Annotated in this window: 21 protein-coding genes; 6 read left to right on the top strand and 15 right to left on the bottom strand. The window is 37.1% G+C overall.

Features of this window, described 5'->3' with window-relative positions; translation table 11 throughout:
• Positions 1 to 472 precede the first annotated feature (472 nt).
• The 6 genes from DM397_RS04025 to DM397_RS04000 form a co-directional block, all read right to left on the bottom strand.
• A complete protein-coding gene (locus DM397_RS04025; protein ID WP_111376305.1) occupies positions 473 to 1,657 on the bottom strand; it encodes a DUF3570 domain-containing protein in 1,185 nt (394 codons plus the stop codon).
• A 16-nt stretch (positions 1,658 to 1,673) separates the two neighbouring features.
• Positions 1,674 to 1,907, bottom strand: coding sequence for a DUF4266 domain-containing protein (locus DM397_RS04020; RefSeq protein WP_111376304.1), 234 nt, complete (start codon positions 1,905 to 1,907; stop codon positions 1,674 to 1,676).
• Positions 1,904 to 2,854 (bottom strand): FAD:protein FMN transferase, encoded by a 951-nt coding sequence (locus DM397_RS04015; RefSeq protein ID WP_239457793.1) that lies wholly within the window; start codon positions 2,852 to 2,854, stop codon positions 1,904 to 1,906. Before DM397_RS04015 ends, DM397_RS04020 begins: the two co-directional genes overlap by 4 nt.
• On the bottom strand, positions 2,838 to 3,275 hold the full coding sequence (locus tag DM397_RS04010; RefSeq protein ID WP_111376302.1) for a thioredoxin family protein: 438 nt from the start codon (positions 3,273 to 3,275) through the stop codon (positions 2,838 to 2,840). The genes DM397_RS04015 and DM397_RS04010 overlap by 17 nt, the downstream gene beginning before the upstream one ends.
• A gap of 113 nt (positions 3,276 to 3,388) precedes the next feature.
• The gene (locus DM397_RS04005; RefSeq protein ID WP_111376301.1) at positions 3,389 to 4,078 is read right to left on the bottom strand and encodes a VIT1/CCC1 transporter family protein; all 690 of its coding nucleotides are present in this window, start codon (positions 4,076 to 4,078) and stop codon (positions 3,389 to 3,391) included.
• Positions 4,068 to 4,502 carry a hypothetical protein gene (locus DM397_RS04000; protein ID WP_239457792.1) on the bottom strand — a complete coding sequence of 145 codons (435 nt, stop codon included), beginning with the start codon at positions 4,500 to 4,502 and terminating at the stop codon, positions 4,068 to 4,070. Before DM397_RS04000 ends, DM397_RS04005 begins: the two co-directional genes overlap by 11 nt.
• A gap of 338 nt (positions 4,503 to 4,840) precedes the next feature.
• Here DM397_RS04000 and DM397_RS03995 point away from each other — a divergent pair, with 338 nt between their 5' ends.
• Positions 4,841 to 5,152: a hypothetical protein gene (locus DM397_RS03995; RefSeq protein ID WP_111376299.1), complete on the top strand. Its 312-nt coding sequence runs from the start codon at positions 4,841 to 4,843 to the stop codon at positions 5,150 to 5,152.
• Between the two features lie 178 nt (positions 5,153 to 5,330).
• On the opposite strand, the gene DM397_RS03990 is transcribed toward DM397_RS03995, so the two are convergent.
• The 7 genes from DM397_RS03990 to DM397_RS03960 form a co-directional block, all read right to left on the bottom strand.
• On the bottom strand, positions 5,331 to 6,176 hold the full coding sequence (locus tag DM397_RS03990) for a hypothetical protein (RefSeq protein ID WP_111376298.1): 846 nt from the start codon (positions 6,174 to 6,176) through the stop codon (positions 5,331 to 5,333).
• Between the two features lie 189 nt (positions 6,177 to 6,365).
• Positions 6,366 to 7,448 (bottom strand): hypothetical protein, encoded by a 1,083-nt coding sequence (locus DM397_RS03985; protein WP_111376297.1) that lies wholly within the window; start codon positions 7,446 to 7,448, stop codon positions 6,366 to 6,368.
• Positions 7,449 to 7,679: 231 nt separating this feature from the next.
• Positions 7,680 to 8,654 carry a hypothetical protein gene (locus tag DM397_RS03980; RefSeq protein ID WP_111376296.1) on the bottom strand — a complete coding sequence of 325 codons (975 nt, stop codon included), beginning with the start codon at positions 8,652 to 8,654 and terminating at the stop codon, positions 7,680 to 7,682.
• Between the two features lie 99 nt (positions 8,655 to 8,753).
• On the bottom strand, positions 8,754 to 9,212 hold the full coding sequence (locus tag DM397_RS03975) for a heme-copper oxidase family protein (RefSeq protein WP_111376295.1): 459 nt from the start codon (positions 9,210 to 9,212) through the stop codon (positions 8,754 to 8,756).
• A 305-nt stretch (positions 9,213 to 9,517) separates the two neighbouring features.
• The gene (locus DM397_RS03970; RefSeq protein WP_111376294.1) at positions 9,518 to 10,540 is read right to left on the bottom strand and encodes a hypothetical protein; all 1,023 of its coding nucleotides are present in this window, start codon (positions 10,538 to 10,540) and stop codon (positions 9,518 to 9,520) included.
• 200 nt (positions 10,541 to 10,740) lie between these two features.
• Positions 10,741 to 15,450 (bottom strand): AVAST type 4 anti-phage nuclease Avs4, encoded by a 4,710-nt coding sequence (gene avs4, locus DM397_RS03965; protein WP_111376293.1) that lies wholly within the window; start codon positions 15,448 to 15,450, stop codon positions 10,741 to 10,743.
• Between the two features lie 288 nt (positions 15,451 to 15,738).
• Positions 15,739 to 16,848: a DUF4238 domain-containing protein gene (locus DM397_RS03960; protein ID WP_111376292.1), complete on the bottom strand. Its 1,110-nt coding sequence runs from the start codon at positions 16,846 to 16,848 to the stop codon at positions 15,739 to 15,741.
• Between the two features lie 487 nt (positions 16,849 to 17,335).
• Here DM397_RS03960 and DM397_RS03955 point away from each other — a divergent pair, with 487 nt between their 5' ends.
• From DM397_RS03955 to DM397_RS03935, 5 genes are all read left to right on the top strand, one after another.
• The gene (locus tag DM397_RS03955) at positions 17,336 to 17,758 is read left to right on the top strand and encodes a single-stranded DNA-binding protein (RefSeq protein WP_111376291.1); all 423 of its coding nucleotides are present in this window, start codon (positions 17,336 to 17,338) and stop codon (positions 17,756 to 17,758) included.
• Positions 17,759 to 17,787: 29 nt separating this feature from the next.
• Positions 17,788 to 18,849, top strand: coding sequence for a DUF932 domain-containing protein (locus tag DM397_RS03950; RefSeq protein ID WP_111376290.1), 1,062 nt, complete (start codon positions 17,788 to 17,790; stop codon positions 18,847 to 18,849).
• 298 nt (positions 18,850 to 19,147) lie between these two features.
• Positions 19,148 to 20,680 (top strand): MauE/DoxX family redox-associated membrane protein, encoded by a 1,533-nt coding sequence (locus DM397_RS03945; protein ID WP_111376289.1) that lies wholly within the window; start codon positions 19,148 to 19,150, stop codon positions 20,678 to 20,680.
• Positions 20,681 to 20,767: 87 nt separating this feature from the next.
• Positions 20,768 to 21,037, top strand: coding sequence for a DUF6520 family protein (locus DM397_RS03940; RefSeq protein WP_091133775.1), 270 nt, complete (start codon positions 20,768 to 20,770; stop codon positions 21,035 to 21,037).
• A 124-nt stretch (positions 21,038 to 21,161) separates the two neighbouring features.
• Positions 21,162 to 21,437 (top strand): DUF6520 family protein, encoded by a 276-nt coding sequence (locus DM397_RS03935; protein ID WP_111376288.1) that lies wholly within the window; start codon positions 21,162 to 21,164, stop codon positions 21,435 to 21,437.
• A gap of 58 nt (positions 21,438 to 21,495) precedes the next feature.
• Here the strand turns inward: DM397_RS03935 and DM397_RS03930 are convergent, their stop codons facing one another.
• Both DM397_RS03930 and DM397_RS03925 read right to left on the bottom strand, forming a co-directional pair.
• Complete coding sequence (locus DM397_RS03930; RefSeq protein ID WP_111376287.1) at positions 21,496 to 24,153, bottom strand: S9 family peptidase; 2,658 nt, start codon at positions 24,151 to 24,153, stop codon at positions 21,496 to 21,498.
• A gap of 12 nt (positions 24,154 to 24,165) precedes the next feature.
• On the bottom strand, positions 24,166 to 25,548 hold the full coding sequence (locus DM397_RS03925) for a RagB/SusD family nutrient uptake outer membrane protein (protein WP_111376286.1): 1,383 nt from the start codon (positions 25,546 to 25,548) through the stop codon (positions 24,166 to 24,168).
• Positions 25,549 to 25,551 lie beyond the last annotated feature (3 nt).

Here is a 25,551-nt window from a genome sequence, read left to right as displayed (position 1 = left end):
TTAGTTAGTTAGTTAGTTAGTTAGTTAGTTAGTTAGTTAGTTAGTTAGTTAGTTAGTTAGTTAGTTTTTGTTTTCTTGCAGATTGATTTTATTTTTTATTAGATTTTTTTGTTTGGTTTTGGCCGGCGAAGGGGAGTTGGGAAAAAAGGGCTGATGATTTTACGGACAGATATAATTTGATAGTTATTCGGTCACAGATTGTTTAGTGAGATTTGCAAGAAATGGATCGAGTTATGTTCCCGCCAGAAAAAATATAAAGCCTGAGAAGTATCAATTTCTCAGGCTTTCAAAATTTATAGTGAACCAGTTCAATGATACAAATTTCAAACTGCCTAGTTGGGATTCCATGTAAAATCAGTAAAATGATTTGCCATAACAGGCAGTTTTGCCTGTTTTTAGCATCTTCAAAAAAGCTTTCTGCCTGGAGAAACCTTAAAGGGCCTTTAGGCATGGTGCGTTATGATACCGTTGGCTATCTGTATTTGATATTGATGCTTACGATATCAGAGGTCAGGTCATTGGACCTGGTGTAGTGGCCGTAGCGGATCTCCAGAGTATTCCAGTGCTTGAGTCCGAATATGCCTGCAGGAGGGGTAAATTTCAACCCCATTCCCAGAAAACTGCTGTTGAATTTGGACAGATCATAATTGCTGGTGTAGAATTCATCAGCGGCTGTATGACCACCGTATGGCTTGAAATACTTGGCCGCACTTTGAGAGTAATACCTGTAGAATGGGCTGAGCGAAAAAGCCTGGGTCAATTTTACTGGAATTTCAAGGTCTGCCGTGTGCGCTTTCAGGTTCCAGTCATCAGTATAATAGCGGTAATAGGCTCTGATGATGATATTGTCTCCCATAAAATAGTTTGCCCTTAATCCAATAGGAATCTTCAAACGCGTATCAGGCATTTTTTCCTGATGCACCGAGCCGTCTGCAAAATAAACCCTGTGGAATGGAAGGCTCAAATAGCCGTTCTGGCTGATCACGTCTCCCACAAGCATCACCTGAAGCCTCTGGTTGATGACTTGAGAATAGCTTAGGGTTCCGGCAAAGGTATTCCTGTTGGCGCTGCCATAGCCTTCGCTGTTTGGGTCGCGGAGCTCTATGGGCTGGATAAGTTTAAGCTGGTCAATAAAAGTCTGCAGGCGGGCCGTAAACTCTCCGTTTCTGTCTTTGCTCTTCTGAGAAAAACTGATGTTGCCTCCAAAAGACTGGTAATCAAATTCGGTTGAGGAAGAAACCCCGATACCAATAGTGCGTCCTTTCTGCTCGTTCTCTCTAAGATAAGTCAGCGATGGATAAAACCTGTTGTCTGATGAAGAGGCTGAAGAGTTGGCGCTCAGGTCGATCATATCAGAAGACGCAGAGGTATAGTGGTCGATTCCCGCCTCGATATCAAAAGTATGCTTGATGCCTGTCTCTCCGTATTTGACCAGTTTGACATCAATGGTGTTGGCAATATCGGTAAGCTTCTGGGTTCCGATCCCGCCGGTTACTGCAGAATGATTCCCATTCTGGCTGTAATAGCTCGATACCAGATTTACTTCCTCGACTTTCAGCTTTCTGCTTTTATAGCCTGTAGAATCCACCGGGATATCCTGCGCTCTTGATTGGAAGAGTGCCAAAAGGGCTGCTCCTGTAAGAAATACTCTTTTCATTTTTTAAGGCGTATAATTAATTGCACCCGCAGCCTCCGCCGCTTTTTCCTGCATTTGCCCCGGAAGCTCCTTCTCGGTAGGATTGGAAACTGAGTTCCGTTTTTTCTATTTTTCTGTTGGAAAGCACCATTTCAGAATCGTTGAGTTTTCCTTTCTGGTATTCCTTGACACTGGTGCAAGAGGTAGAAAGCAGGCCGGCAAGAGCAGTACTGCATAGAAATATGAGATTTTTTTGCGTTGGCTTTTTCATTTCAGATTAATGTTTTTGGATGTGTAAATTTTATTGCCCTCATCAATTATAATGCAGTATAAATCAGGAATCTGATCTATTAGGAACAATCCGGCCCTGATTCCCATAACCGCAATCGGGGTGGCCATTGCATCTGCAAATTCCGCATTCGAAGCTATAATGGTAACGCTTTTGATTCCTGTTATTGGAAGGCCTGTATTTGGGTCAATTGTATGCGAATACTTTTTACCGTTAATGGTTACGAATTTTTCATAATTTCCGGAGGTCGCAACAGCTTTATTAGAAATTTCCATGTACGAAAATGCCGCGTTGGGTGAGTCTGGATCAGCCACTCCGATGGTCCATTTCCTGCCGTCCGGCTGCAGTCCCCAGGCAGAAAGGTCGCCGCTGGCGTTGATGATGCCGCTTTGGACACCGCGCTCAAGTAGCACTTGTTTTGCCATTTCAGCTGCATAGCCCTTTCCGATGCCGCCAAAACCGATCCGCATTCCCTTTTCTTTCAAAAATACAGTCATGTTTGCCCTGTCAAGGATTATATTTCGGTAATCGATCAGGTGCACCATCTTTTTTGCAGCCTGTGCGTCCGGCAATTTGGTCATGGACTTGTCAAAATTCCAAAGGCTTTTATCAATGCTTCCATAAGTGATATCAAAGGCGCCTTGTGTGATTCTTGAAATCCCGATGGATCTTTCAATAAGACTGAAAACTTCCAGATCAACTTTAACAGGCCTGATTCCTGCATTTTCATTAATGATGTTAGTCTGGCTGTCTTCTTTATAAGTAGTCAAAAGCCTTTCAATCCGGCTGATTTCTTCAATGGCCAGATTGATATCCTCATTTCCTTTTTCCTCATTTTCGGCCACAACAGTAATGGTAAAGCTGTTGCCCATGAGTTTCAGGGATCTGGAATATTTTTGATTCTCTGGCATGTTATTTTCGGCTTTCACAGATCGCTTTTATTTCGGCTGTCCACTGCTCGGGCGATGCATTGGGTTTTCCGTGCCAGGTTTTGATTACTCTGCCTTGGGCATCTAGAAGAAGCGTCAGAGGGAAACTTCCTTCCTTGTTGTATATTTCAGCTAAATCCTCGTTGCGTTTTACCTGATCAGCTGTTCCTATATTTTTCTTTTTTCTTGGAAAATCGGCATTGACAAGCACTAAGTTTTCGTTTGCCATATCGGTGAATCCCTGGCTTTCAAGGTAGTCCCTGCGAAGCATAATGCATGGTCCGCACCAGTCTGAACCTGAGAAGTTCAATAAGATTAGTTTATGGTCTTTTTCCGCAGTTTTTTTTGCATTATTAAAGTCGGGCTCCCAGTTTATAGAAAGTGCAGCTGTCATTGCAAGGAATATGGTAATCAGCTTCATTTTTTTCTTTTTAAGTATTGTACGAAATAACGAATAACCTTTAATCTTATTTTTTTGATTTGCTTAAGATTGAATTAATTTTTTAAAGCCGTTACAAGCCTTATTTTCCTATTTTAAGCAGTATGGACTCCAAAAATATATCCGACCAGGGCTGAGGCCGCCATAGCGAAGGTGCCCCAGATGCAGATTCGAAGAACTGCTTTACGGATATTTGATCCTCCCGCCTTAGCTGCCAATATTCCTGAAAAAGCAAGGAAGATAATTGAAAAGGCATACTGGTAAAAAATCATGTCTTTAATGGGAGCAAAAATTGCCACCAGCAGCGGAAGAAAACCTCCAATGATAAAAGATACTGCCGATGCAAATGCTGCAGTGAGCGGATTGGCCTGTGTGATTTCGCTGATCCCCAGTTCATCCCTGGCGTGGGCTTCAAGGGCGTTATGAGCCATCAGTTCAGAGGCCACCTGGCGTGCCAAATTTTCATTGAGCCCCCGTTGGATATAAATCTGCGCCAATTCTTCCAGTTCCTCGCGGGGCATATTTTCGAGTGCCGCTTTTTCCCTTTGCAGATCGGCTGATTCGACATCCGACTGCGAACTCACCGATACATATTCGCCTGCCGCCATAGACAGAGCCCCAGCGACTAATCCAGCGACTGCTGCAAGCAAAATAGGTTCTCTGGTTGTACTGGCAGCGGCAACACCGATCGTAAGGCTTGTCGTTGAAAGTATCCCATCATTGGCTCCAAGGACTGCAGCCCTGAGCCAGCCGCTTCTGTTGATGTAGTGAATTTCAGATTCCATGGTTTTTATTGAGAAGTTTTACCCAGTCACGGTCTTCAGAGGTTTTCCGAGTGCCCCCGAAATTGGTTTTCATCAGTTCCCTGATCTGGAATTGTGATTTATTTCTGGTGCTGTTTTTCCACTCGTTGAAGTCATAGATATGAATCTGGTGCGCATGGGGGTTTACCATAAAGGAGATCCGGGAGATCGAATCCTTAAACTTTTTGAGTTCATTTAGGATATTCCGGTTAGGCACAACAATGAGGATGCTTTCCCAGTCCAGAAAATCTTTGGGAATATCTTCTCTATTGCTTAATCTTATGGCATCAAATAAAGCAGTTATTTTTTGATTGTTTAAGCTGCTGATTTTTTTATCTATATCCATAAGGACTCTTTGCATTTGGCCTTTATCAAGAATACTCATTTTGCGTTGCTTCAAATTCATAATAAAATTAACTTAAATCATCTTTGAATATTGGAATAAAGCTATTAGAATGGTTCTAAATTTCCGATAATTTGCATAGTCATGCCTAATTAGCAATAACCAGCCGCTGGACTGCAATGTAATTGACCGCAAATATAGATCCGCTCCATTTGGAGCATTATGGTTATGGAAGCCAAAACCAAAGGGGAATAATTTCCAAAACGGGGTTCAGGGGAAGCAGAATGATTCTAAATTTAGCATAAAATTAAATTTATGCTTTTAATCTGCGTATGTTAGCCTAAAAATCGATTGAAAGCTTTTTACTGTTTTTCTGCGTTTCAGCAAATTCTAAGAAAAATATGATGTACCGCATTAATAGCCAGTTTGCTCATTTTGACTGCATTCCCGAATGGGAGAAAATGCTAGTTAATATTACATGGTACAACTTTAAACCGCAGGGGAAGTTTGCCGGCGGTTTTACGAAAGCTGAAATGGATCAGTTCAGGGCTTTTTTATATGCCAATCCCCTGCATTTTCCGGGACCGAATTTCGAGGAGCTTTGCAGCGGGGAGGATTTTGACATAGCCCTCCACAGAAATGCGGCAAAAGCCGGCATGCCCCATGATAAAAGGCAAAGAAATCACAAATATTCGAAAGTATATTTTTTTTGATTTCATGCTTTTATTGAATATTCAATTATTACTGTGTTATTTGTAAGCTATCGACTAACATTTTGATACTAGGCGCAGTTGCGGCAAAGCGGACTGAGTTCTCTCTGGCAAGATAAGATCTTCTTCGTTAACTGCTGATTTCCAGTCAGGAAAATCCCGTAATTAAGCCTAACGGCGGTTAGCTGCTGGTCTTAGTGATAGAATTTCGCCAGTTTTCCAAATTCATTTTTCTTTTGAAAGATTTGGTATAATTGTTTCGCTTTTTATAATCTGCCGTATAAAAATTGAAGTCCAGGTCTCTATATTCAACTTTTACTGGATCAGAAATTAATTGATCTTCTATCCCATGCAAATAAAATCGACCGTTGTAAATAACAGACGTACTTTGGATATCGTTAAATTCTTTTCTTATAGAAATCATCTGAGGTGGACCTCCAGTTTGCCAATCGATTTTACTTTCAATTATATCGACTAGTGCTTTAAAGTAAGTTCTGGAAAAATTATAGTCTTCAAAGTTCAAGTTCTTAAGTGCTTTAAAATAGTATTTACCTCCAGATCCATCATAAAAAACCCATTTCATAGTAGTCGGGAACTTGATTTTTTTATCCTTAAGAATTCCATTTTTTTTTAAATATCTGAATCCGTGAGAATAGAATTCATTTCCAATTAGTGAATTCCAATAAATTGTAAAATCCTGTTCTACACTCGAAGGATAAAGATTTAAAGAATCTTCCAAAATTTTAAATATCATATTTTTCTTAGCCAAAAAAGAGTTACTGTTTGTAAATACAGTGGAATTATTTAAATAAGATATTATTTGAGAAAGATTCATAAGACAAAAGAAACTATCTCCACAATATCCCAACACATCTAAAGAATTTTGTAATTGAAATATTTTTTGTGAAAAATCATATGTTTCTCGCGTTCCATTGGGGAAAATCCAACTTATTCTGCTATCACTAATCATTGATAAGGTTTTATTCCCAGATTCACTAATTGAATAAAATGATGCAATTGCTGTCATAATTGTTTTGACGATTTTGGTAGGCTTACAGCTAACGGTTTCGGGCTATGCGTTCGGGCGGGTTTCGGAGCACAAAGTTTCAATTTAGTACTAAAGTTCAATTGCAGTACAAAGCTCCAAGTTTGCACGTCAGCCCGCCTGACGTAAAACCCGTGTTAGCTGTATTAATTTATTTATTTATTTATTTATTTATTTATTTAAAAATCTAATCCACCATTCTGGATTATACTTAGAGGCAGTTTTATCTATTAGGTCATCTCCCAATTTTTTATCTAATGCACCTGCACCCAAGGAGACTCCAATACCAACCACTGGATTGCTTGAAATAATACTTGCTAAAATTCCTGATAAGATTGTTACACCTCCAAATCTTATCCAATCAATCCACTTATTTTTACTTGGTAAATTACTAAAAGTTCGAGTATAATAATCTCGAATATCAACATCTTTTTCATCAATTGCTTGTATCCAATTTTTAAAATCATATGCCTCAGAAGAATTAATTATATCAAGAAATCTTTTAGTTGGATACTCCGATGAGTGTAATAAATCAACTAAAGTAGGCATATTTCTAAATTGATGAAATTGTTCCGTTATTGATATGTCATTAATATCAACATCTTCTATTCTTAAGTTTTTGTTATCTTTTTTAATACTTGCTCTATTGCATATATTTAAATAATATTCAACTTCGTTATCTAATGTTGTCGATGTAATACCAATTTTCGCGAGTTCTCTAATTTTTTCGATTCCTTGGTTATAGCCGATAATTCTGTCCATATGATAGAATTCATCTGGCATGAAGTCATTATTATAGAATAATTCATCTAATTCTATTTTTATTTTATCAAAATCTTCTTCCAATTTTGGTTGAACCAAATTATCGACTATTTGATTCATTACCCTTGTAATATTTAAATGTTCCTTAAAAAAACTAGAATGAGAATCATTTAATTCTGATAATTTCTTTTCAATATATTCAATATTCTTACTCGAATCTTCAAAAGGCTTTGAAAATAAGGGGTCATAAAATTTAATTCTATTATTTTTAATTAATTCATCTACCTCATCAGATGAAAAAGTATCAAATAGCTCTTTTATAGTACCTAAGTCATTTCTAAAGTAAACTATGTTGTGAATTAAAAATAAATCAGAAATTGCTGTTAATGTTTTAAGTTCAGGCTTATTATAATAACCACCTGTTAATTGGATAAATTTATTATTTGGTATAAATAAATCACCGGCAAAGCCAGTTTCTTTTGCTATTATCATATTTTGGGCAATTATTACAGCTAACGTTCTGGCGCTTCACGAGGTTTGGGATTAAAAGATGCGAGTTTTTTCCATTATGCACGAATTCTCCAAGTACAAAACTATTTTTAAATTCAGTCTAATGCCCAAATCTCGTGTAACGGCTGTTACAAGCTGTATTTTTTAGTTCTAATTTTCAACTTTTGCTAGACCTCTTTGATTTATAAAATATATTTCGCTTAAATTTCTATTTTAAATATTAGTATTTTCTATAGTATCAGCATTTTTTTTATTCAATCTATCATAATCTTCTTTAAAAACTTCAACACAATCATTACTGCAGAAATAATTCTCATCAAATTCATTTTCTTCTTCTTGAAGGTCGTGAAAGTAAAATTTGTCACAATTTTCACAATGCCTCAAATCCATTTTATTTCCACAATTGAAACACGCTCCAAGATGTGTCTTATCTGATTGAATATTTAATTTATCTACATAATATGCTTTTTTATTACATTCACAGCATTCAATAAGTGCTCCATGAATTTGAGTATCAACTTCACAAAGACAAGTTAGACATTGATAATTTTCAATTTCTCCTTGGTCATCAAACTCGAATATTTCTTTATTTATGAGTGACCTTGAATAACAATGTGGACATTCTAATGGTTCATCATCGAATTTATCAGCAATTTTTCTTGCAAATTTACTTGAACCTGTTTTCCACGTCCAATTATTAGAAAGTTTATGAGGATGGTATTGTGTCCCTAATAATGTTTCGCTAGTTAAATTTTTAAAATTTCCTTGAATAAAGAAGATACAAGTAATAATATAATTAGCTAAATCATCATCCCATTTCTTATATTTTCCTTTATGTACAATATCGTTTCTTGATTCAAGAATAGATATTAAGTTCTTTTTATCAGCATAATAGTTGTTTCCCGAGATTGAATAATAAGATTTCAAAACTTCTGAAAAGTCTCGAAATCTTCTATTTCTATTTTTTATTGTAAAAACCCTTTCAGGTTCATCTATCATTAAAAAATAGTACTTAAGAAATAATTCAAGAGATATCTGCATATTTACTACTGCAAATTTTAAATTGTTATTTTCCTCGCTTAAGTCTTCAATTAATTTCAATGAAAAGTGAAAAAAAGATGTAAATCCATTCTTAAGTTCTTTGCATATTTCTTTCTTTTCGGATTCCGAAATTATTATATTTTCCAATCTAATTTTCTATTTATTAATTATGTAAGGCTATATTTAATTATCTATGTTTAATATTTTGTTTTTATGTATTGAACCGGCATTTTATTAAATGCGCGGTTAGCCGATGGTCAATTTCTTTCTAAAGAGTGCAATTAAAATATTTGTTATATAAATTGGTTGTGCAATGAAAATAATTGCCAAGAACATAGTCATTAATGTGATGTTGATTTTTTCATAGCTATTATTAAATATATCATCTTCCTTAGATAAAATTTTGGTGTAAAGAATGACAATCCAATAAACTAAGAAACTACCTATTAGTATTGAAGTATGAATTCTGGTCAGAATTGAGATTAGTTGTTTTTTTAAAATTTTCTCTACAAGCCAATATCCTAAGCCTAGAAATAGATAACCGAAAAATAAGATTTCTGCTAACAGAAAATGTTCTATTACGTAGTAAGTATCATGAATATTTACATCAATTGTTGAATCTTCATTCTTAAGATTTGAAAGTCCAATAAGTAAGATTATTGAACTTACAATCCAGAAGTAATGATATGATTTTAAATTTCTCATTTACATTTTTTTTGGCTTTCAGCTAGCGTTCATTCCGCAACGCAACTACAAGTCGTGTGCGGATTTTGAAACCGAGAGTATTTTCGGTTTAACGAAGATAGGAATAAAAACGATAATTTCTTTAATCCGCAAATCGCTTGTAACTGCTTTTATATGCAGGTTTTAAAGAAGCAAGATTTTTTTCCTAAAGCACAAATTTTTCACGTACAAAACTATTTTTAGATTAAGTTTAGGGAACTTGTTTTTTTAGACGTTTCATTTTATTCGTTAGAGCTTTTTTATTTAAGAAGTTGCTCTTCTAATCATTATTTTGTCAAAGAATAGTTTTTATTAACCCAACTTTCTTCAAAAGCTTGTTTATACAAAATATCAGAAGTTACTGTTTTAACTGCTGGGATTGAGAAACTTTTTGTAATGTTTAGTTTTTTGAAAAATTCTACAATCATCCTTCTTGATATGTCAGCATATTGCTCATTTAATTTTACATTGAAAACAGCTAAGTGTCTTAGCGTGAGTGTGCTTAATTTTAAAAAGTAGTTGATGTTTGATATTTCAGTTATCGTGGTTTTGTCTCCATCTATTTTTGTATCAATAACTTTCATTTTTATACTTGAATCAATAATAGCAGACTCAAAACTTTCTATTTCAATAAAATTTATATTGTTAATCGAAACACTATCTGAAATAATAACTCCAAATTTTTGATGCTGTGGATTTTTACTATCTGTAATACTCTTATTGCAAATTGTCTTACGATAAATAGGTTGATTTATCAAAAAAGTAATATCACCTACAATTACTGACAAGTCATTCGTAATTGCATCGAAAAACGTAATTTTATGTTTTTTTGTTTTTACTTCAAAATTTTCAATTGCATTTAATGTCCAAGTTTGATATTTATCCCAATAGATTGCGTATAAAAAAGTATTGCTAACAATTTTGGAATACTCTACGCAAGCGTTTAGTTGTTTGGACATAACTTCTAAACTTTGGCTATCACCTTTTACAGATTTAACTTCTAATAGAATTGGTCTATGTTCTTTCTTACTGGTTTCAAAGAAGATAGTGAAGTCAGGAACTTGATAAGTCTCTTTGGATAAAGTTGGTAGTTGTACTTGCCCAAGTTCATGAATAAGTTTAACCCAAGGCATTGCAGAGAAGAGAACGTGAAAATTGTCCTCAACTTTGTAACCTCTAAAAAATCTTTCAATATTATCTTTGTAATTTGAATTTTCAATTTGCTCAATGAACTTCTTTAATATTATATCATCAACACTAAATTTGTTCTTAATTTCGTGTATAATTTTGATTTTATTGATGTCTCCCATATTTTGTCTGTTTTGATAGAATATCTATTTGTATCATTTTGCTACTGTTATGCCCGATGAAACATTTTCTACATGACTTAAAGAAATTATGCAGATTTTAGGTAGTAAGTTCAAATTATGTTAAGTTATACGCCGGTAAATATTTGACATATAATTAAAAAGAATTAATATTTTAATGTGCTTCAAAAAAAATATTCTACTTATAGAATATCTTCTCTTAATAAATATGCATTTACAGAAGTTCTTTCAATAAGAAAATTTAAAACAATAAGAACCTGTTTTTTTATTTTGGGATCTTTTTTTATATTTTCCCTTTTAAGATAGACAAATTTTCGAACGACATTCTCGAGATAAATAATTGTATCGCTTTCCAAACGATTAAAATTTGAATAGGAATTTAAGGATATCATTTGACTTATCCACATCATACCTTCGTTTAAAAAATCACTAGCTATACTATTAAGAATTTTTGATATTGAATACAATGTTATTGCTGAATGACCTAGATCGACAGTTATCCTTTGATAAAATAATTTTTCTCTGTCTCGAAGGCTATGCCAATCTATAGCATTACTATTCCAATATGACCATGCGAGCATATATGTTTTAAGAAGGTCTTCTGTATAATGCCCACTGTTTTTTATGCAATGTGGAATAATGTTTTTATAAATATTATTCCACATTGCCCAGAAAGGCTCATATGAGTTTAATTTATCCTCTACAAATATGAATTGTTCCAAAAATTGAACAGATTCTCTGTTACCACTAAGTTTATCAGCAAAAGGTGTAACGAATTTTGAAATATTAGTCACGTCTCTAAGTAAAATAAATTCTGCAAAACGCTTAAAAAAATTTGATCGAAATGAATAATTAATAGTCAGTTCTGAATCTTTCTTAAGAAATTTATCAGCTAAGTGAGGTAATATTTTTTCCACGAAATTTAACAGTTTTTCATTTTTTGTATCAGTAGCGATAAGTCTAAAAGTTAGCTCTAGTATTTCTAAACTGTAATTTTCTGGACTGAAATTTTCTAACTTATTTTTTTCTTTTTGAATCTTTTTAATCTCTTTAGCATGTTTTTTTGTGAAAATTTCTATAAAATTATTTCTTGAATTAAATTTGGGAGGTTCACTTTTTATTAGTTTATCTAATAAAGGTTTTAATTCTAAGTATGATATAATGAATTCCTCACAAAAATCACCGTGCATAATTTTCAGATCACCATTTATAGTTTGAATTGCATAATCACAAACTTGCTTGTAATTTCCAATTGCAGTGTTGTCAAGTAAAGTAAGAAGTAAAATTAATTTTACTTCAGGAAGCGTTTCTGGAAATAAACTAACAACATGAGGTAGTGCAGATATGGCAACCTCTACACCATCTGCAATTTGATATTGATAATCATCTTGAAGCTGATTTTTTGCAAATTTAAGCAGTGTTTCTTTGCAAAACTTTAAGTCATTCTCAGTAACCTTATCGGGGAATTCTTTTAAAATTGCACTACAAACATAAGCAGGAATTTCATCGCTAAATAAGGATGGATATTCGCTTTTAGGGTTTTGTGCTTCCCTTAATATATCTTTAGCTTCTTTGATAGCGAGCTTTGGGTTATTATTGTATTTATCATAATTTGATTGATCGTTTCTCTTATCAAATTTATAGTGAGACCATAGTTTTAATTGAGTGTGCCTAGAAAAATTTTCAGCTACTTTAAGAGCATCGATACTGTGCTGTTTTAAATCTGATGCAATTTGAGGGTTGAAATTAATTAATAATTTATCATCTTTATGTTCCACTATTGGCTCCATTTTTCTTCTATCAAGTTGCGCAATAAGTAGTCTCAAAACCATGTGATTTTCCGAGGAATTTGATTTTTCTGGATATCTAGTATACAAATCGTCAATAATTGAATAAATTTCCTGTTGTCGATCGTCAGCCATCTGCTCTGAAATAGATTCATTCTTAAAAAATTGATAACTTATCATCAAGCTTTCAAGAGTATTTCCTCGATGTGGCAATTTAGCAGACTCCTTCCTCTCGTCCCTATAATATTGATCTTCATTATTTAAACCAAATCCAATATTACTTAACCACTCATTTTGGTGTTCGGAATAAGCACATAATCTATCTAATAAAAGAATTTCAGGTGAAGCAAAAAGAATTTTAGCAATATTATACAATTTGTCTGGATTTGCTAAAGTAATACTTGCAACAACAGCTACAATTGATCCGGATTGAGATTTTTTCAGAATATATCTAAGCAAATTTTCTAGACCAGCATCAGGCAGATTTTTGGAAATATCTAAAAGATATCTTTCAAGTGCCATATGCATTGATTTTAGAATATTAGGAGCAGAACCACCACTTCTATACATCTCCCAAATTTCAGATCCGATAAATATAGTTTGCGTATCGTTCTCGCTAATTTTTAATTCAATTTTTTCAAGATTATTCGCAAATTTGGATTCCTTGTAATAATTAGAAATTGCATAATTTGTAAATTCAATTATAAAATTTAAGGTACTTACTAAATCGCATCTTAGCAATTGATAAACTGGCGTTTGGTATGCGCTTGGGGGAGAATAATCAGAATTACCTAAGTTTCTAATTCCATAATTGTATTCATCTTTGTGCATACTATAATATGGATGGTCAGTTTTTTCTATGTTTTTCCAAAACTTATTTGCTAGCTCTATTACTTGGATTGGTAATGTTGAAATTATTATTAGATTTTCATGAGTAGAAGTCAAGATTGAGTTAACTAATTCTATATATGGCGAATCTAAGTTTGAGTTGCTATTATTTTTTATTTCTTCAAAAACAACTGCCAGTTCATCTTTGATTTCAATAGCACTATATAATATGATCTCAACTAATTTTTTTTCTATATTCAGATATTTTAATTCTGAGTCATCATGCTGAATTTTTTCATACAAATTCAATGCGATTAAGCCTGCATGCCTTGTGGTCTCACCTGTATAATTTTTTTTAGTCCATTCAATTAATACTGGTAAAAAAAATGATAAATTATTATTATCAAATGAGGAGATATTAGAATAAATTAAGAGAATAACGCTATTCCATCCACTACCTTTTGGTTTTGTGAAGAGATACTTTAAATTTTTCTCATCAAGATCATTAACAACATCATCCAATTCTTTACATGCTATTCGAATTAGGAAAACAATTCTCTTTAATACTTGAAATTTATTTAAGAGAACAAAGTTTTCAAATTTTTCAAAAAAATTAGAAGAATATTCAGAAAGTAAAATTGTTATAAGTACTTCGTCTTTCCAGAATAAATCAATATTAGGGTCGGTAATAGCATAGCTGATAAGGGCATCAACACTTAAAATGTTATCGGCTATTTTTTGTGATAGCCATTTACGAAAAGATCTTCTGATTGCAAGTGAATTTCCTATGTTTAGGAAAAACACGTCATATGATTCAGAATTATTATATGCCCTTTCAATAATTACTGCTAGCGCCCATTCTTCGTAGATATCATGTGTTATAAAATATCCTCCATTATCTGAATCATATTTTATAATTTCATCTTTTTGAAGCATAGACAGTGCTTCCTCATTACAGTTTAGTGGATTAATGTAAAATTGCCCGCTTTCACTTCTTTCTTTTGCTATTGACAGAAAGCATTTTTCTCTTAAAATATGAATATTGTTTTTTGTAAAAGAACTATTTTGTATTTTCTTATTCCATAATACATTTTTAAAATAATCATAACTTGTCGTGTTGTCAAACTCATTATAATTAGAAAGGTATTCATCTAAATAAAAAAGATTTTGCAATAATTTTAATAGTAATGGATTTATAGGTAATTCAAAATTATTAATAGTAGATAATTCTGTAAGTTCTTTTATACTTGGATTTTCAATGTATAAAGATTTAAACTTTATTCTATAGACTTGCAAAAATAGAAATCTTAAATCATCTAAATAATTATTCCTAGTAGTAAATATTATTTGCCATGAGTTTTTAAGTAACGCTGATAAAAATTCTTTAAAGACAATATGATTATCATTAATATCAGAAAGAGCTTCTGCAGAATCTATGACAATGATTTTATTTAATTCATTTTTATGAACATCAAGAAAATCATCAAAAGTGTACTTGCCATATTTATTGAATATATCGTGAATGTTTGAAACATTGAACTCAATTGCTTTAAATACATATAAAGGGATTTTTTCTTTGACATTTTGGTAAAGGTCTTTGATAATCGCAGTTTTGCCACATCCACCGTCTCCATTTAAAATAATTACTTGCCCTTCTTCAGTTGGTTCTTGTAATTTTTGCAATATTTGAGAACGATCTATTTGTATTGTTGTATTTTTAAACTTAATGTTATTTTGAATAGAGAATAAAATATGCTCTGTATGATTATTTACAGATTTTATAAAATCAACAATATTAAGCGAGTTACTAAAGTAAAATTCACATAAATAATTGTTTTCAGGTTTTGCTAATTGGATCTCGAAATGACTTGGTACACGCCATACAAGTGATAATTGCAATTTTTTCGCATGTTCTTCAATTTCAATTTTGTATTTCGGTTCTTTCAATCCTTTTTTAGAACTTTCTGAAAGTTCTTGGTTGATATAAAGATATATCCTGGTTAATTTAGGGTTTTTGGATTTTGCCTTATCTAAGGAGTCACAGATATCTCGTTTGTTATCTGAAATTTTTGTATCATAATATTTCGCCTGAAACCCTATTGATTCATTTTCAATTGAGATAGGCTCCACTTCGATACCTGTTTGATTTTTGAATCTAAAAATGCCATAAGGTTGATTATGCTCAAAGCAGAAAAGTTGATAAGACAAGCTTTCAAAAGTTTTTGTTTCTCTTTCGAAAAATTTAGCTTTAAATATGTTCCAATTAATTTCAACCATAATTTTTTTATAAGATAACAGTAAAATTAATGTTATTTATATCAGAAATCGTAACTTAATTTAAAGTTTACGAGTAAAATTATATTACAAATTATTTTTATTTTTTTATGATATTTATTCTTTTGGCTAATATTTTTGGTGTCTTTCGATCTTAAAAATTTATGATTTCTCCACCGCCGAGTTCCGAGGCAATAGGTGGTAAGATATCGGTTGTGATACAACCGGACATCTTGCCGCAAGTAGAAGTCACAGATAAAAAGGTTATCTGAACGGATTCTTTTAATTTTTTTATATTGGTGTTATTGTATAGACAACATGCATGTAACCTTTGAATTTTACATCTTTTCTGTATAGGTCTGAAATGGTATTCAGTTTAATTGCACAGGATTTTGTAATAAAATTTAATTTTTGAAGTGATAATTTAATATTCAGATCTGACACTCCCATTTCTATCATTTGCGCAGTAAAATTTTCTGACTCTTTTGGAACTTTCATTTCATGTACGTTAATGAAGTCCTCGTTGGCTTTTTTAAACTTTTTTGATTTTTCATAGATTGTCCGAATATAATGTTCAGTAGCTCTATGGCTGAAGTTGACGGTAGTTTCAGAGTTTAGAAACTGAAGAAGATTAAGCTGGTCGATGCCTCTTTTATCATTTATGGTTACTACATGCTCTTTTTTATTTCCCAGTTTATATATTTCGGAATCATATACAGCTAGCATATATGAATCGTTTAGGGGCAGAAAAAATTGCAATCCCTTTATTCCAAAATCTCTTTGGCTGCCAAATTGGGGTTTTCTTTTTTCTAAAAATTGGTTATACATAATAAGCGGATTATCCGAGATGATAAAAGGGCAAGAAGTGGCATTTTTTATAAGTTTAAATTTTAGGTTTAACAGATCTCCTACCAATGCTTCAGCAGATTTTAAGGAATGCAGTTTTCCTTTGTCAGACTGCTGTTCTTGTAAGCCCGGTATCATATCTGCAGAAACGTTGCCTTCGCTGATTTTAGATTTAGTGTTTGGGAGTTTCTGCGCGAAACTGTTCAGGATTTTGAATCTGATGGGGTTTCGAAGATCCAAAATGATAAGGAAATGCAGCATTTTTGAATGGTCTTGACTTTGCGCTATGGGAAGTTTTTCTTTTTCCCACATTGTTCTGAAGATTGGCGCTGAATCTGCTTCGAGCTTTGAAAGCCACTTTTCGAGTTCTCCATCGCTGCCATATAAATTATCGATGCTTAGCTGTGACGGAATAGGCACTTGTGTTTTAAATTCATTAAGCTTTGTATTGAACATTCCAATAGTTTTTCTGTTGTTTTCATAAGAGAAGAAACGCTGGAAAAACTGGGGCACAAAGTGATGGTTTTTTGGTGTGTTTTTTTTCTGCTGCGCCATTTTTCACATTGTTTTGATTGCACTGTTTGAGATTTCTAAATTACAATTTTATGCCGTTTTTTTATCAGTGTAATTACCTGTTATTGATTTTGTTATTTATGCTGTTTTGCTTTTTGAGCTATTGGCAGTAAGCTTCTCTAGGTCTTATTAACAGGAGGATGAGAATCTTCAGGAAGTGCATGGTTTCATTCGAAACGGATAAAAGGCAGCCAAGATAGCGCCAGCAAGTCTGCTGCATGCGCATAACGGATTCCACTTTTTTTCCATCCGCCCTTCGGGACTTATAGCACTCCGCATCCTTTAGCTTTCGCTTGGCCTCTTGCTTTCTTTTTTCCGTTTTTCTTTTGAAAACAAATTTTAAGGGGCGGAGCGGGAGTTAAGGGAAGCGGGCAGTCTGAGCAAAGGCTATTGGTTAAATGTTCCATTGGTGCAGTCATTGGCTATTGGTCGGCTGGAAATAATGTATTCACTATTAAATTTTAAGGTTATGGAAATTACAGGAAGGGTTACTAGGGATGCGGAAGTGCGCAGAGCAGGAGAGAAAGAGGTTTTGAGTTTCACCATAGCGGTCAATGACCGCTATAAGCCAGCAGGAAGCCATGAGTATAAGGAGGTGGCAACGTTTATCAGATGTTCGTACTGGATAAGCATGAAGGCGGGGCAATGGATCAAAAAAGGTGCTGTTGTGCTGTTGAGCGGCAGGCTGGGCATGCATGTGTATATCAACAATGACGGAAATCCGATCGGAAGCATTGATTTTCATGTCAATGCATTCAATATTTTGGCTTTTGCCAAAAGAAGCGCTGATAAGGCAGATGAAGGCGAAAGCACCAGTAGTGCTAAGAAGGGAAACGGCAGGACTGCCGCTAAAAAGGATAATGGCAAGGTGGGTGATGAAATGCCTTTTTAACGGCATGCTTAATTTAAAGATCAGAAATCATGGCGCATCATATTTATTTTAACGAGCAGACAGGAAAGCACAGCTTTTTCAGTGTGAAGGAAAAGCCTTGGCACAATCTCGGACAGACAGTGGAAGATTATCCGACAAGCGCCGAGGCGATAGCGCGTGCGGGGCTGGATTTTGAAGTGGAGAAAAGAAGGCTTTTTACGCCTTCAGCTCCGATTGTGACGCAGGACTTTATAACTGCTGGCAGGCTGGATGTTCCAGATTACTGCAGCACGGTGCGGACAGACACAGATACTGTGCTGGGCGTTGTCGGGAAAGATTACCATATCGTGCAGAACAGGGATGCCTTTTCTTTTTTTGACAGCATAGTGGGCGGTGACGGCATACTATATGAAACCGCAGGAGCATTGGGAAATGGCGAGAGGATCTTTATCACGGCAAAGCTTCCCGATTATATCCGAGTGGGAAAGGATGATCTGATCGAGAAATATCTTTTCCTCACCACCTCTCATGACGGGAGCGGAAGCATTACGGCAGCTTTTACGCCGATACGAATCGTATGCGCCAATACCCTTAACGCTGCCATGCAGTCCAAAACCAATACGGTGCGCATCCGCCACACCTCAAATGCTAAAGACCGCTTGGAGCAGGCGCATAAAGTAATGGGGATATCGGATACGTTGTCCAGCAGTCTGGAAGCAGTTTTTAACTACTGGACAAAGGCACGCATATCCGATAAGGAGGTTAAAAGACTGATCCAGCATGCTATGGCTCCCAGCAGGGAAGTTCTTAAAAAACTGCAGGAAGGGCGAAGCGAAGAGCTGTCTGCCTGTTTCAATAACATGGTGGATAATGCGTTCGAATATGCAATGGCTCATCCCACCCAGCAGACAGCCACAACCCAAGGAACCGTATTTGGGGCTTACAATGCCGTGGCGGGCTATTTTCAGAATGTTAGAAAATATAAGGACGATGAGGCAAAGCTATCTTCGATTTTAATGGGAGGGACGGCGCAGCTTCGCGGTCAAGCGGCCTTTAATCTATGCCTTGACTTTGCTGTTAAAGGGTTTAGCTCTTATATAGTGCAGAATTAAGGCTTTTTCAGATTGTGGATACAGGAGGTTGTAGACTGCCTGTATCCTTATGCCGGTTGCGCTGCAAATCGCAGATTTGCAGCGCGTTTTATTTTAGAAAGTTATTATAGTTAATTTTTCAGTTTTTGTTATGATTAGCAACCTTGGTTTATTTAGCTCTACAGCTATTTAGAAAACAGTGCTTATTTGTTTTTCCAAAATAGAAGCCTGTTTTTTACAACTGTTATGGGAAAAGTACGATGTAATTTTGAAGATATATTAATTCTGTTAGTCACTAGCAGCAATAAAACTTCAGATTATGATTTTACACAACAAAATAAAAAGAAACGCAGTAGACATTATCTGTCTTTTATATATTCTGCTTTTTGTTTATGCGGCGGCAAGTAAAATGCTTGATTTTGAAAACTTTCAGATACAGCTTGGACAATCTCCGCTGATAAGCGCATTTGCTTCATGGGTGGCGCCTGCAGTCCTTGCTCTTGAATTTTTAACTGCTCTTTTATTGATGATTCCAAAATTTAGAATGGCAGCCTTATTTTTGGCGCTCAGCCTAATGAGCCTCTTTACAGTCTATATCTTTATTATTTTAAATTACAGTTCATTTGTGCCATGCTCGTGCGGAGGGATATTAGAGAAAATGAGCTGGACAAGCCATCTGATTTTTAACATGATATTTGTTCTGCTGGCAGGACTGGGTATTGTATTGCACCATAATGCAGAAAGAACCTATAAATCTCGAAAAAAAGCATTTTCAGTTCTATTAAAAATGATATTCACTGTCGGAAGCAGCGCAGTGATGATAATCATTCTGTTTTTGTGCTCGGAAAGCATCATGCATTTTGAGAACCCTTTCATAAGACGCTATCCCCAGCATCCTGCTATGTTTGAGAGACAGCTGGACTTAAAATACAATTCCTACTACTTTGCAGGGCAGTCGCACGGACGGATCTATCTGGGAAATTATACCGCGCCTCTGCATCTAAAATCGGCAGATGCGCGTCTGCGAAGCCTGAAAGCGGAGAAAATCGTTTTTGATGCTAATGGGATTCTTTTCCAAAAGCCCATAGTGTCTGTGCAGGAATCTTTCTTCTTCCTAAAAGACGGCACCGTGCCTGCGGTTTTTAGGGGAAATACTTCAGACTGGAAAATTAACCATGAAATAAAAGGGATGCCCTACTTTACGCAGCTGGTGCATATGGACAGCATTGCAGCCGGATTCCGTTCGAATGACGGGAAGAATCTGGCGCATATTTTAGGTGTTTTCAGCGAGAACGCCAGACCGCCTGTCAAGTATAGCGGCAAGCTGCTCCAAAAGCAGATTGATGGGGTGTTTGATACTGACGGGGTGCTGCTTTACAGTGAGCAGGTGCAAAGATTGGTGTACGTCTATTTTTACAGAAACGAATTTATCATAGCCGCAAAAAAGGGAGATCTCATCAGAAGAGGCAATACCATTGACACCGTTTCAAAAGCAAAGATAAAAGTGGCCTACCTCAAAGGGAAAAAAGAGCGCACGATGAATGCGCCGCCGCTGATTGTAAATGCCAATGCTGCAGTGTGCGGGAACCTGCTTTTTATCAATTCAAAGATCAAGGGAAAGTTCGAGGACAGCAAGCTCTGGGAGCAGGCTTCCGTAATAGATGTTTATGATATGGAAAAAAGCATGTATCTGATGAGCTTTCCGATCTATAATCTGCAGGACCATAAGATGGGCAGCTTTTTCGTCACAAGAGACCGTTTCTTTGCGCTGATAGGCAACAGTCTTGTGGCCTATAGATTCAGGGATATATTGAAAAAAGAATTTAAAAATGGCGGTTTTGTGCAGAACTGACATTTTAAGATATACCGGCCAGTATCAGGAAACAGATCGAAAACCTGTAGAAAAAAGTAGATCAGAGTTTAATCTAATATTTATATTATGAAAACGCTATTTTTTAAAAATGGAATTGCGGCAGCAGCAGTTGTTGCGGCAATTACTGGAGCTTTTGCGACTTCTTCGCAGAATGCTTCAAAGAGTTTTGCCCCTAGAGTCGGCTTTACGCTGAATGCCCAGGGCGAGTGTAATATGGCAGTGGCCTGTGACGACAATCCGTCACTGTTTATCTGCCGTGTGGGCACATCGGGACCGATTGCATACGGCAAGAATCCTCAGGGGCAGTGCGTCGAATCGCTTTGGCGCCCGCAGTAACAGCCTTTAGTTAGGCGCTCTACCGTTCCGGATTTCCGGAGCGGTATTGCAAATAAGACCATCTGAATTTTTAATTGGGAACAGCGGTGTCATTTTGCATGCCGCACTTAAAAAAGATAAAATTATGAAAACGATTATTTTAAAAAAATGTCTGCCGCTTTTAGCTGTACTGCTTGCCGTAACGGGCGCTTTTGCATGTTCGGCGCATCGGAATAGTGAAAACCGCCGAGCTCCGGCTGTAGGGTACACTTTAGATGCGCAGGGCGAATGCAGCATTGCCGTTGCCTGCAACGACACTCCCAGCGCTTTTATCTGCAGATTGGGAGGATCAAGCGGCCCAATTGCATACGGCAAGAATCCGCAGGGCAGATGCGTGGAAACGCTCTGGCGCCCTTTTTAGGGAGCACTAAGAAAACAAAGCCGTTCTCATTGAACGGCTTTTTTATTGCTGCATGGAGTCAGTCCATTGCAGTGCGGATCCAATCGGCATCTCTTTTCTCTTTTAGGAAATAGTCGAACCACTGCAGCACTCTGCGCGTCAGATCTTCCTGATTGGAAGGGTCTGCCAGCCCATGGCGCTCATTAGGGTAGAGCAGCATCACATTTTTTTTGCCCAGACGGCGCAGTGCCAAATGGTATTCCACACTCTGCTGCCAATCCACCTGCGTGTCTGCCTTACCGCTCCATGTAAGAAGGGGAATCTTTAGATCAGTTATGTAAGAGATAGGAGAGTTTCGCTTAAAATCTTCAGGGCTATTAAAAGGATCCTTGCCATTCATATTCCATTGCACTCCGTGGAAGCGCCAGATGTCAGGCCTGCCTGTCCTCCAGTTTATGGTCAGATAGAAGCGGCTCAGGTCTGCAATGGCTCCGCTTACGATGGCCGTTTTAAAGAGTTGGGACTGGTTTGCAATGAAGGCGGTTTCATAGCCTCCGAAAGAATGTCCCATTAATGCTATGGAATCGGGATCTGCAATATCCATGGAGAGTATTTTTTTGATTCCCGATTCAGTGCAGTCCAACGCGGAAGGTCCCATATTTTCTTCCTCCAGCAGGATATCGGGAAGGAAAACAAAATATCCCTTAGAGGTGAATACCGCAGGATTGAATCCGGTTTCATTGTGCAGTGAAGGCATATGGTATTGATGCAGTTTTCTTGACTGGATTTCATAGATATGGACAATCATGGGATATTTCCTTTTTGGATCATAGTGGGCAGGGTAGTACAAAACGCCTTTAAGCTTCTGGCGTTTTGAATTCTCAAAATGTATAAGTTCGCTTTTTCCCCAATAGTACTGTTCGTGCTGCGGGTTGCTCTGGAAAATGATTCTGTCTTTCCTGTTTTTTTCATGAAGGACAATTTGGGGCGGAAGATCAAAGCGCTGCCTGCAGTGCAGAAACTTTTTTGCTGAAGGCGAATAATGCAGCTGGTCAGCATATGCATCTTCATAAGTTATTGGCGTTTCCCTCTTATTCTGCTTCCATATAAAAAAGCCTGTTTTTTCATCTGCGCCTCTTCCATTTAAAATGACTTCTTTAGTGAGATCGTATGCTGCCGGCTTCAGGCTCCCATATTCAAAGACTAGCGGAGATGTACTGGGATTGCCGCCAAAGCGGTAGACAATTTCTTTTTCGCGTCCATGGGTAAGCCTCCTTGCGGAAGAACCATCCGGTTTTACCGCCCAGATATCGTACTGGTCGTAAAGCAGCAATTCGGCATTGTCGCTGCTCCAGCCGGGATTGCCAAATGCGCTGATGGAAACCAGACTGTTCACTTTTCCCGCAAAGGCCGTTTTAAGGCTGCGAGTGATATCGGCATGCCGGTCTTTTTCTATATCGTAAGTCCGCCAGCTTCCATCTTTGAAATAAACCAGATAGCGTCCGTCTGGAGATGCCGTCAGATATTCATAGAAGGAAGAAGCCTTTGCGAGTATCTTCTTTTTCTTCATGGTGGCAAGATCAAGAAGATAATAGTCGCGTGGGGCGTCCAGGTGGAATTGGGGCTCGTATTGGAGCGGATCGGAAAGTATAGCGTACTTCTGATTTCCGTTAAAAAATACTGATGGCAGCTCTTCTGTGCTGACCATTTCAGATTTTCCCTGCTCGGGATTCCACACCATTACCTTAAGCATTTCAGCAGGCTTGCCTGCAATATTTCTGTAGGAGTGCACCAGTTTGTCGTTTGCATTCCAGATTTCAGGCTCCAAGGAGGATTGGGAAAGCGCATCGGCCTGTTCTTTTCTGATATGGAAAAATACGTGCTTGAGATCTTCTGAAATTAAGATTTTATCAGGAGGAGCAGTTGCCATTGCCGTTTTTTCAGGGAATCCTTTGGAGGTGGCATTATATTCAAAGAGTTTTTTCAGATCAGTTCTGTAGAAGAACAGCGACTTTATCTTTTTATCTTCCGATAGGGAAAAAAATGCGACAGCCCTGCCGTCTCTGCTCCAAGAAAAGTCAGTATATCGGTCTGGGCCTGAAGTGATCTGCTTTTCGGCCATTTTTCGCAGATTCATAAGGCTAAGGGTATGTCTGCCATTGCTGGAGGTCGTGAAGAGCAGACGGTCCTTTTTGGGATTCAGAGAGTATTGTGCCGCATGGGCTATTGGTTTTAAAGTGTTTCCGCGTGGGGGCTGGATCAAAAGCGACTGCTGCTTTTCGGGATCTCTTTTTAGCAGGATGATCAGATTGCAAACTTCGGCATATTCATACGAAAGCACATCTGGTATAGAGTCGTGCTCCCCGTTTTTTAGGTCTATGGAATGAAGGCTGTTTCCGCTCTGTGCATAAAAGAACTGATTGACGGTAAAGTGGGAGTTGTATGCTGCTGGAATGCGGTAGGTTTTAGTGCTGTCAGTTGTGCTTCTGATAAACAGGGTATCGGTACCATTCTCATAACGCACCGAATAGCTCGCCCAAAGGGCATCAGCTGAAAAGCGGTCAAGGGAGGTTTCTGCCCAGAGACGGTAATCTTTCTCCTGCAGCTCTTTTTTCTGCAATCCCTGCCCCCATAGGGGACAGGTTTCCAATTGCAAAACAAATAAAAAAACTAAAAATAAAGGTAAATTCTTAAATGGCGTTCCGATATATGCAGAACGAAAATATTGTATAGGCATAGCGTTTTTGGATTAATAGCCAGGGTTCTGCGGCTGAAGATATGGATTGGTGCTCAGTTCAGCTTCAGGTATCGGAAAGAGCCTGTCTTCAGTGTTCCAGCCGGGCTTCACTGGCGATAAGGCATTGTCAAGCATTCCAAGACGCTTGAGGTCGAAAAAACGGTGGCCCTGCTCTGTGAAAAGCTCCCATCTTCTCTCCTGCAGTACGGCATTTACGATTTCATCTGCGGTTGTCGCTTCGGTTTTATCAAGTCCGGCACGCAGCCTGACTTTGTCTAAATCTTCTTTAGCGCCGATTAGATCGCCTTGGCGAACCCTTGATTCCGAGCGGATAAGGTATTGTTCGGCCAGTCTGAAGATAACGGAATATTCCTTTGACTGTGCCGTATTGTCCCTTTCCTTGTATTTGAATGCATGGTGCCAGACAAAGGAGCCATTTGAGAGGGACTTGATCCAATGCGACTTGCGAAGGTCATCTGCACCAAAGGATTGGAAGAGCTCTGGGCTTAGGGAAGCTACCGAAGGAGGAGTGCTGATAAAAATAAAGGCAATGCCTTCCTGCGTATTCTGGCCTGCAAATGCTGACTGCAGCTGCCAGATGGTTTCTTTGGAGTTTAACAGAAAAGTGCGGTCAATATTCTGTTCCAATGAGAATAGGCTGTTTTCATTGAGAAGGGCAGATGCTTCATTTGAAGCTTCTGCAAATTGGCGGTTATACAGATACACTCTTGATAGCAGGGCTCGGCACACCCATTTATTGGCGCGTATCCTGTCAGTCGGACTGTAAAGAGCGGGAAGCATCTCTGCAGCGCTGCTGAGGTCTGCAATTGCATATTCATATGCCTTCTGAATATTCACGCGCGACGCCTTGCTGTTTTTTCTATAGTCTGTGCCGGTTATGTAGGGGATGGAGCCAAAAAGATTCGTGAGATAAAAGTGCACTAGCGCCCTAATAAACAAAGCTTCCCCTTTTAGCTGTTTTTTATTCTCAGCGGAAAGATTCTGGCTTTTCTCCACTCCCTCTATGAGCGCATTTGCGGCATAGATCTGGTTGTAGGATGCATTCCAATAATCCTGCAGTGCCGTGGTGGAAGGCAGCAGCCTATTGTTGTAGAAGGCGGCGCCCGAACTTGAGGCATTTTCATAAGACACCGTTTCGTCTGCATAATTTCCGAGCTGGAGCGACAGGCCGGTATAGGCGCCGGTAAGCATTCCCTTATCTCGAATTTTAGCATAAATATCGGCTAATGCAGCTGAAGCAGTGGCATAATCTTCGAACACATCCGTATTGGTAAGCTGTGATTTTGGAAGATCGGTTTCGACAAAAGAGTCGCATGAAGACAGCTGAAGCAGAAGGGCGGCGGCTGCAAATAGTTTTATGATTGTATTTTTCATCTT

The organism is Flavobacterium nitrogenifigens, from assembly GCF_003254565.1.
Classification (GTDB): Bacteria; Bacteroidota; Bacteroidia; order Flavobacteriales; family Flavobacteriaceae; genus Flavobacterium; species Flavobacterium nitrogenifigens.
This window is presented reverse-complemented; position numbering and strand designations above follow the sequence as displayed.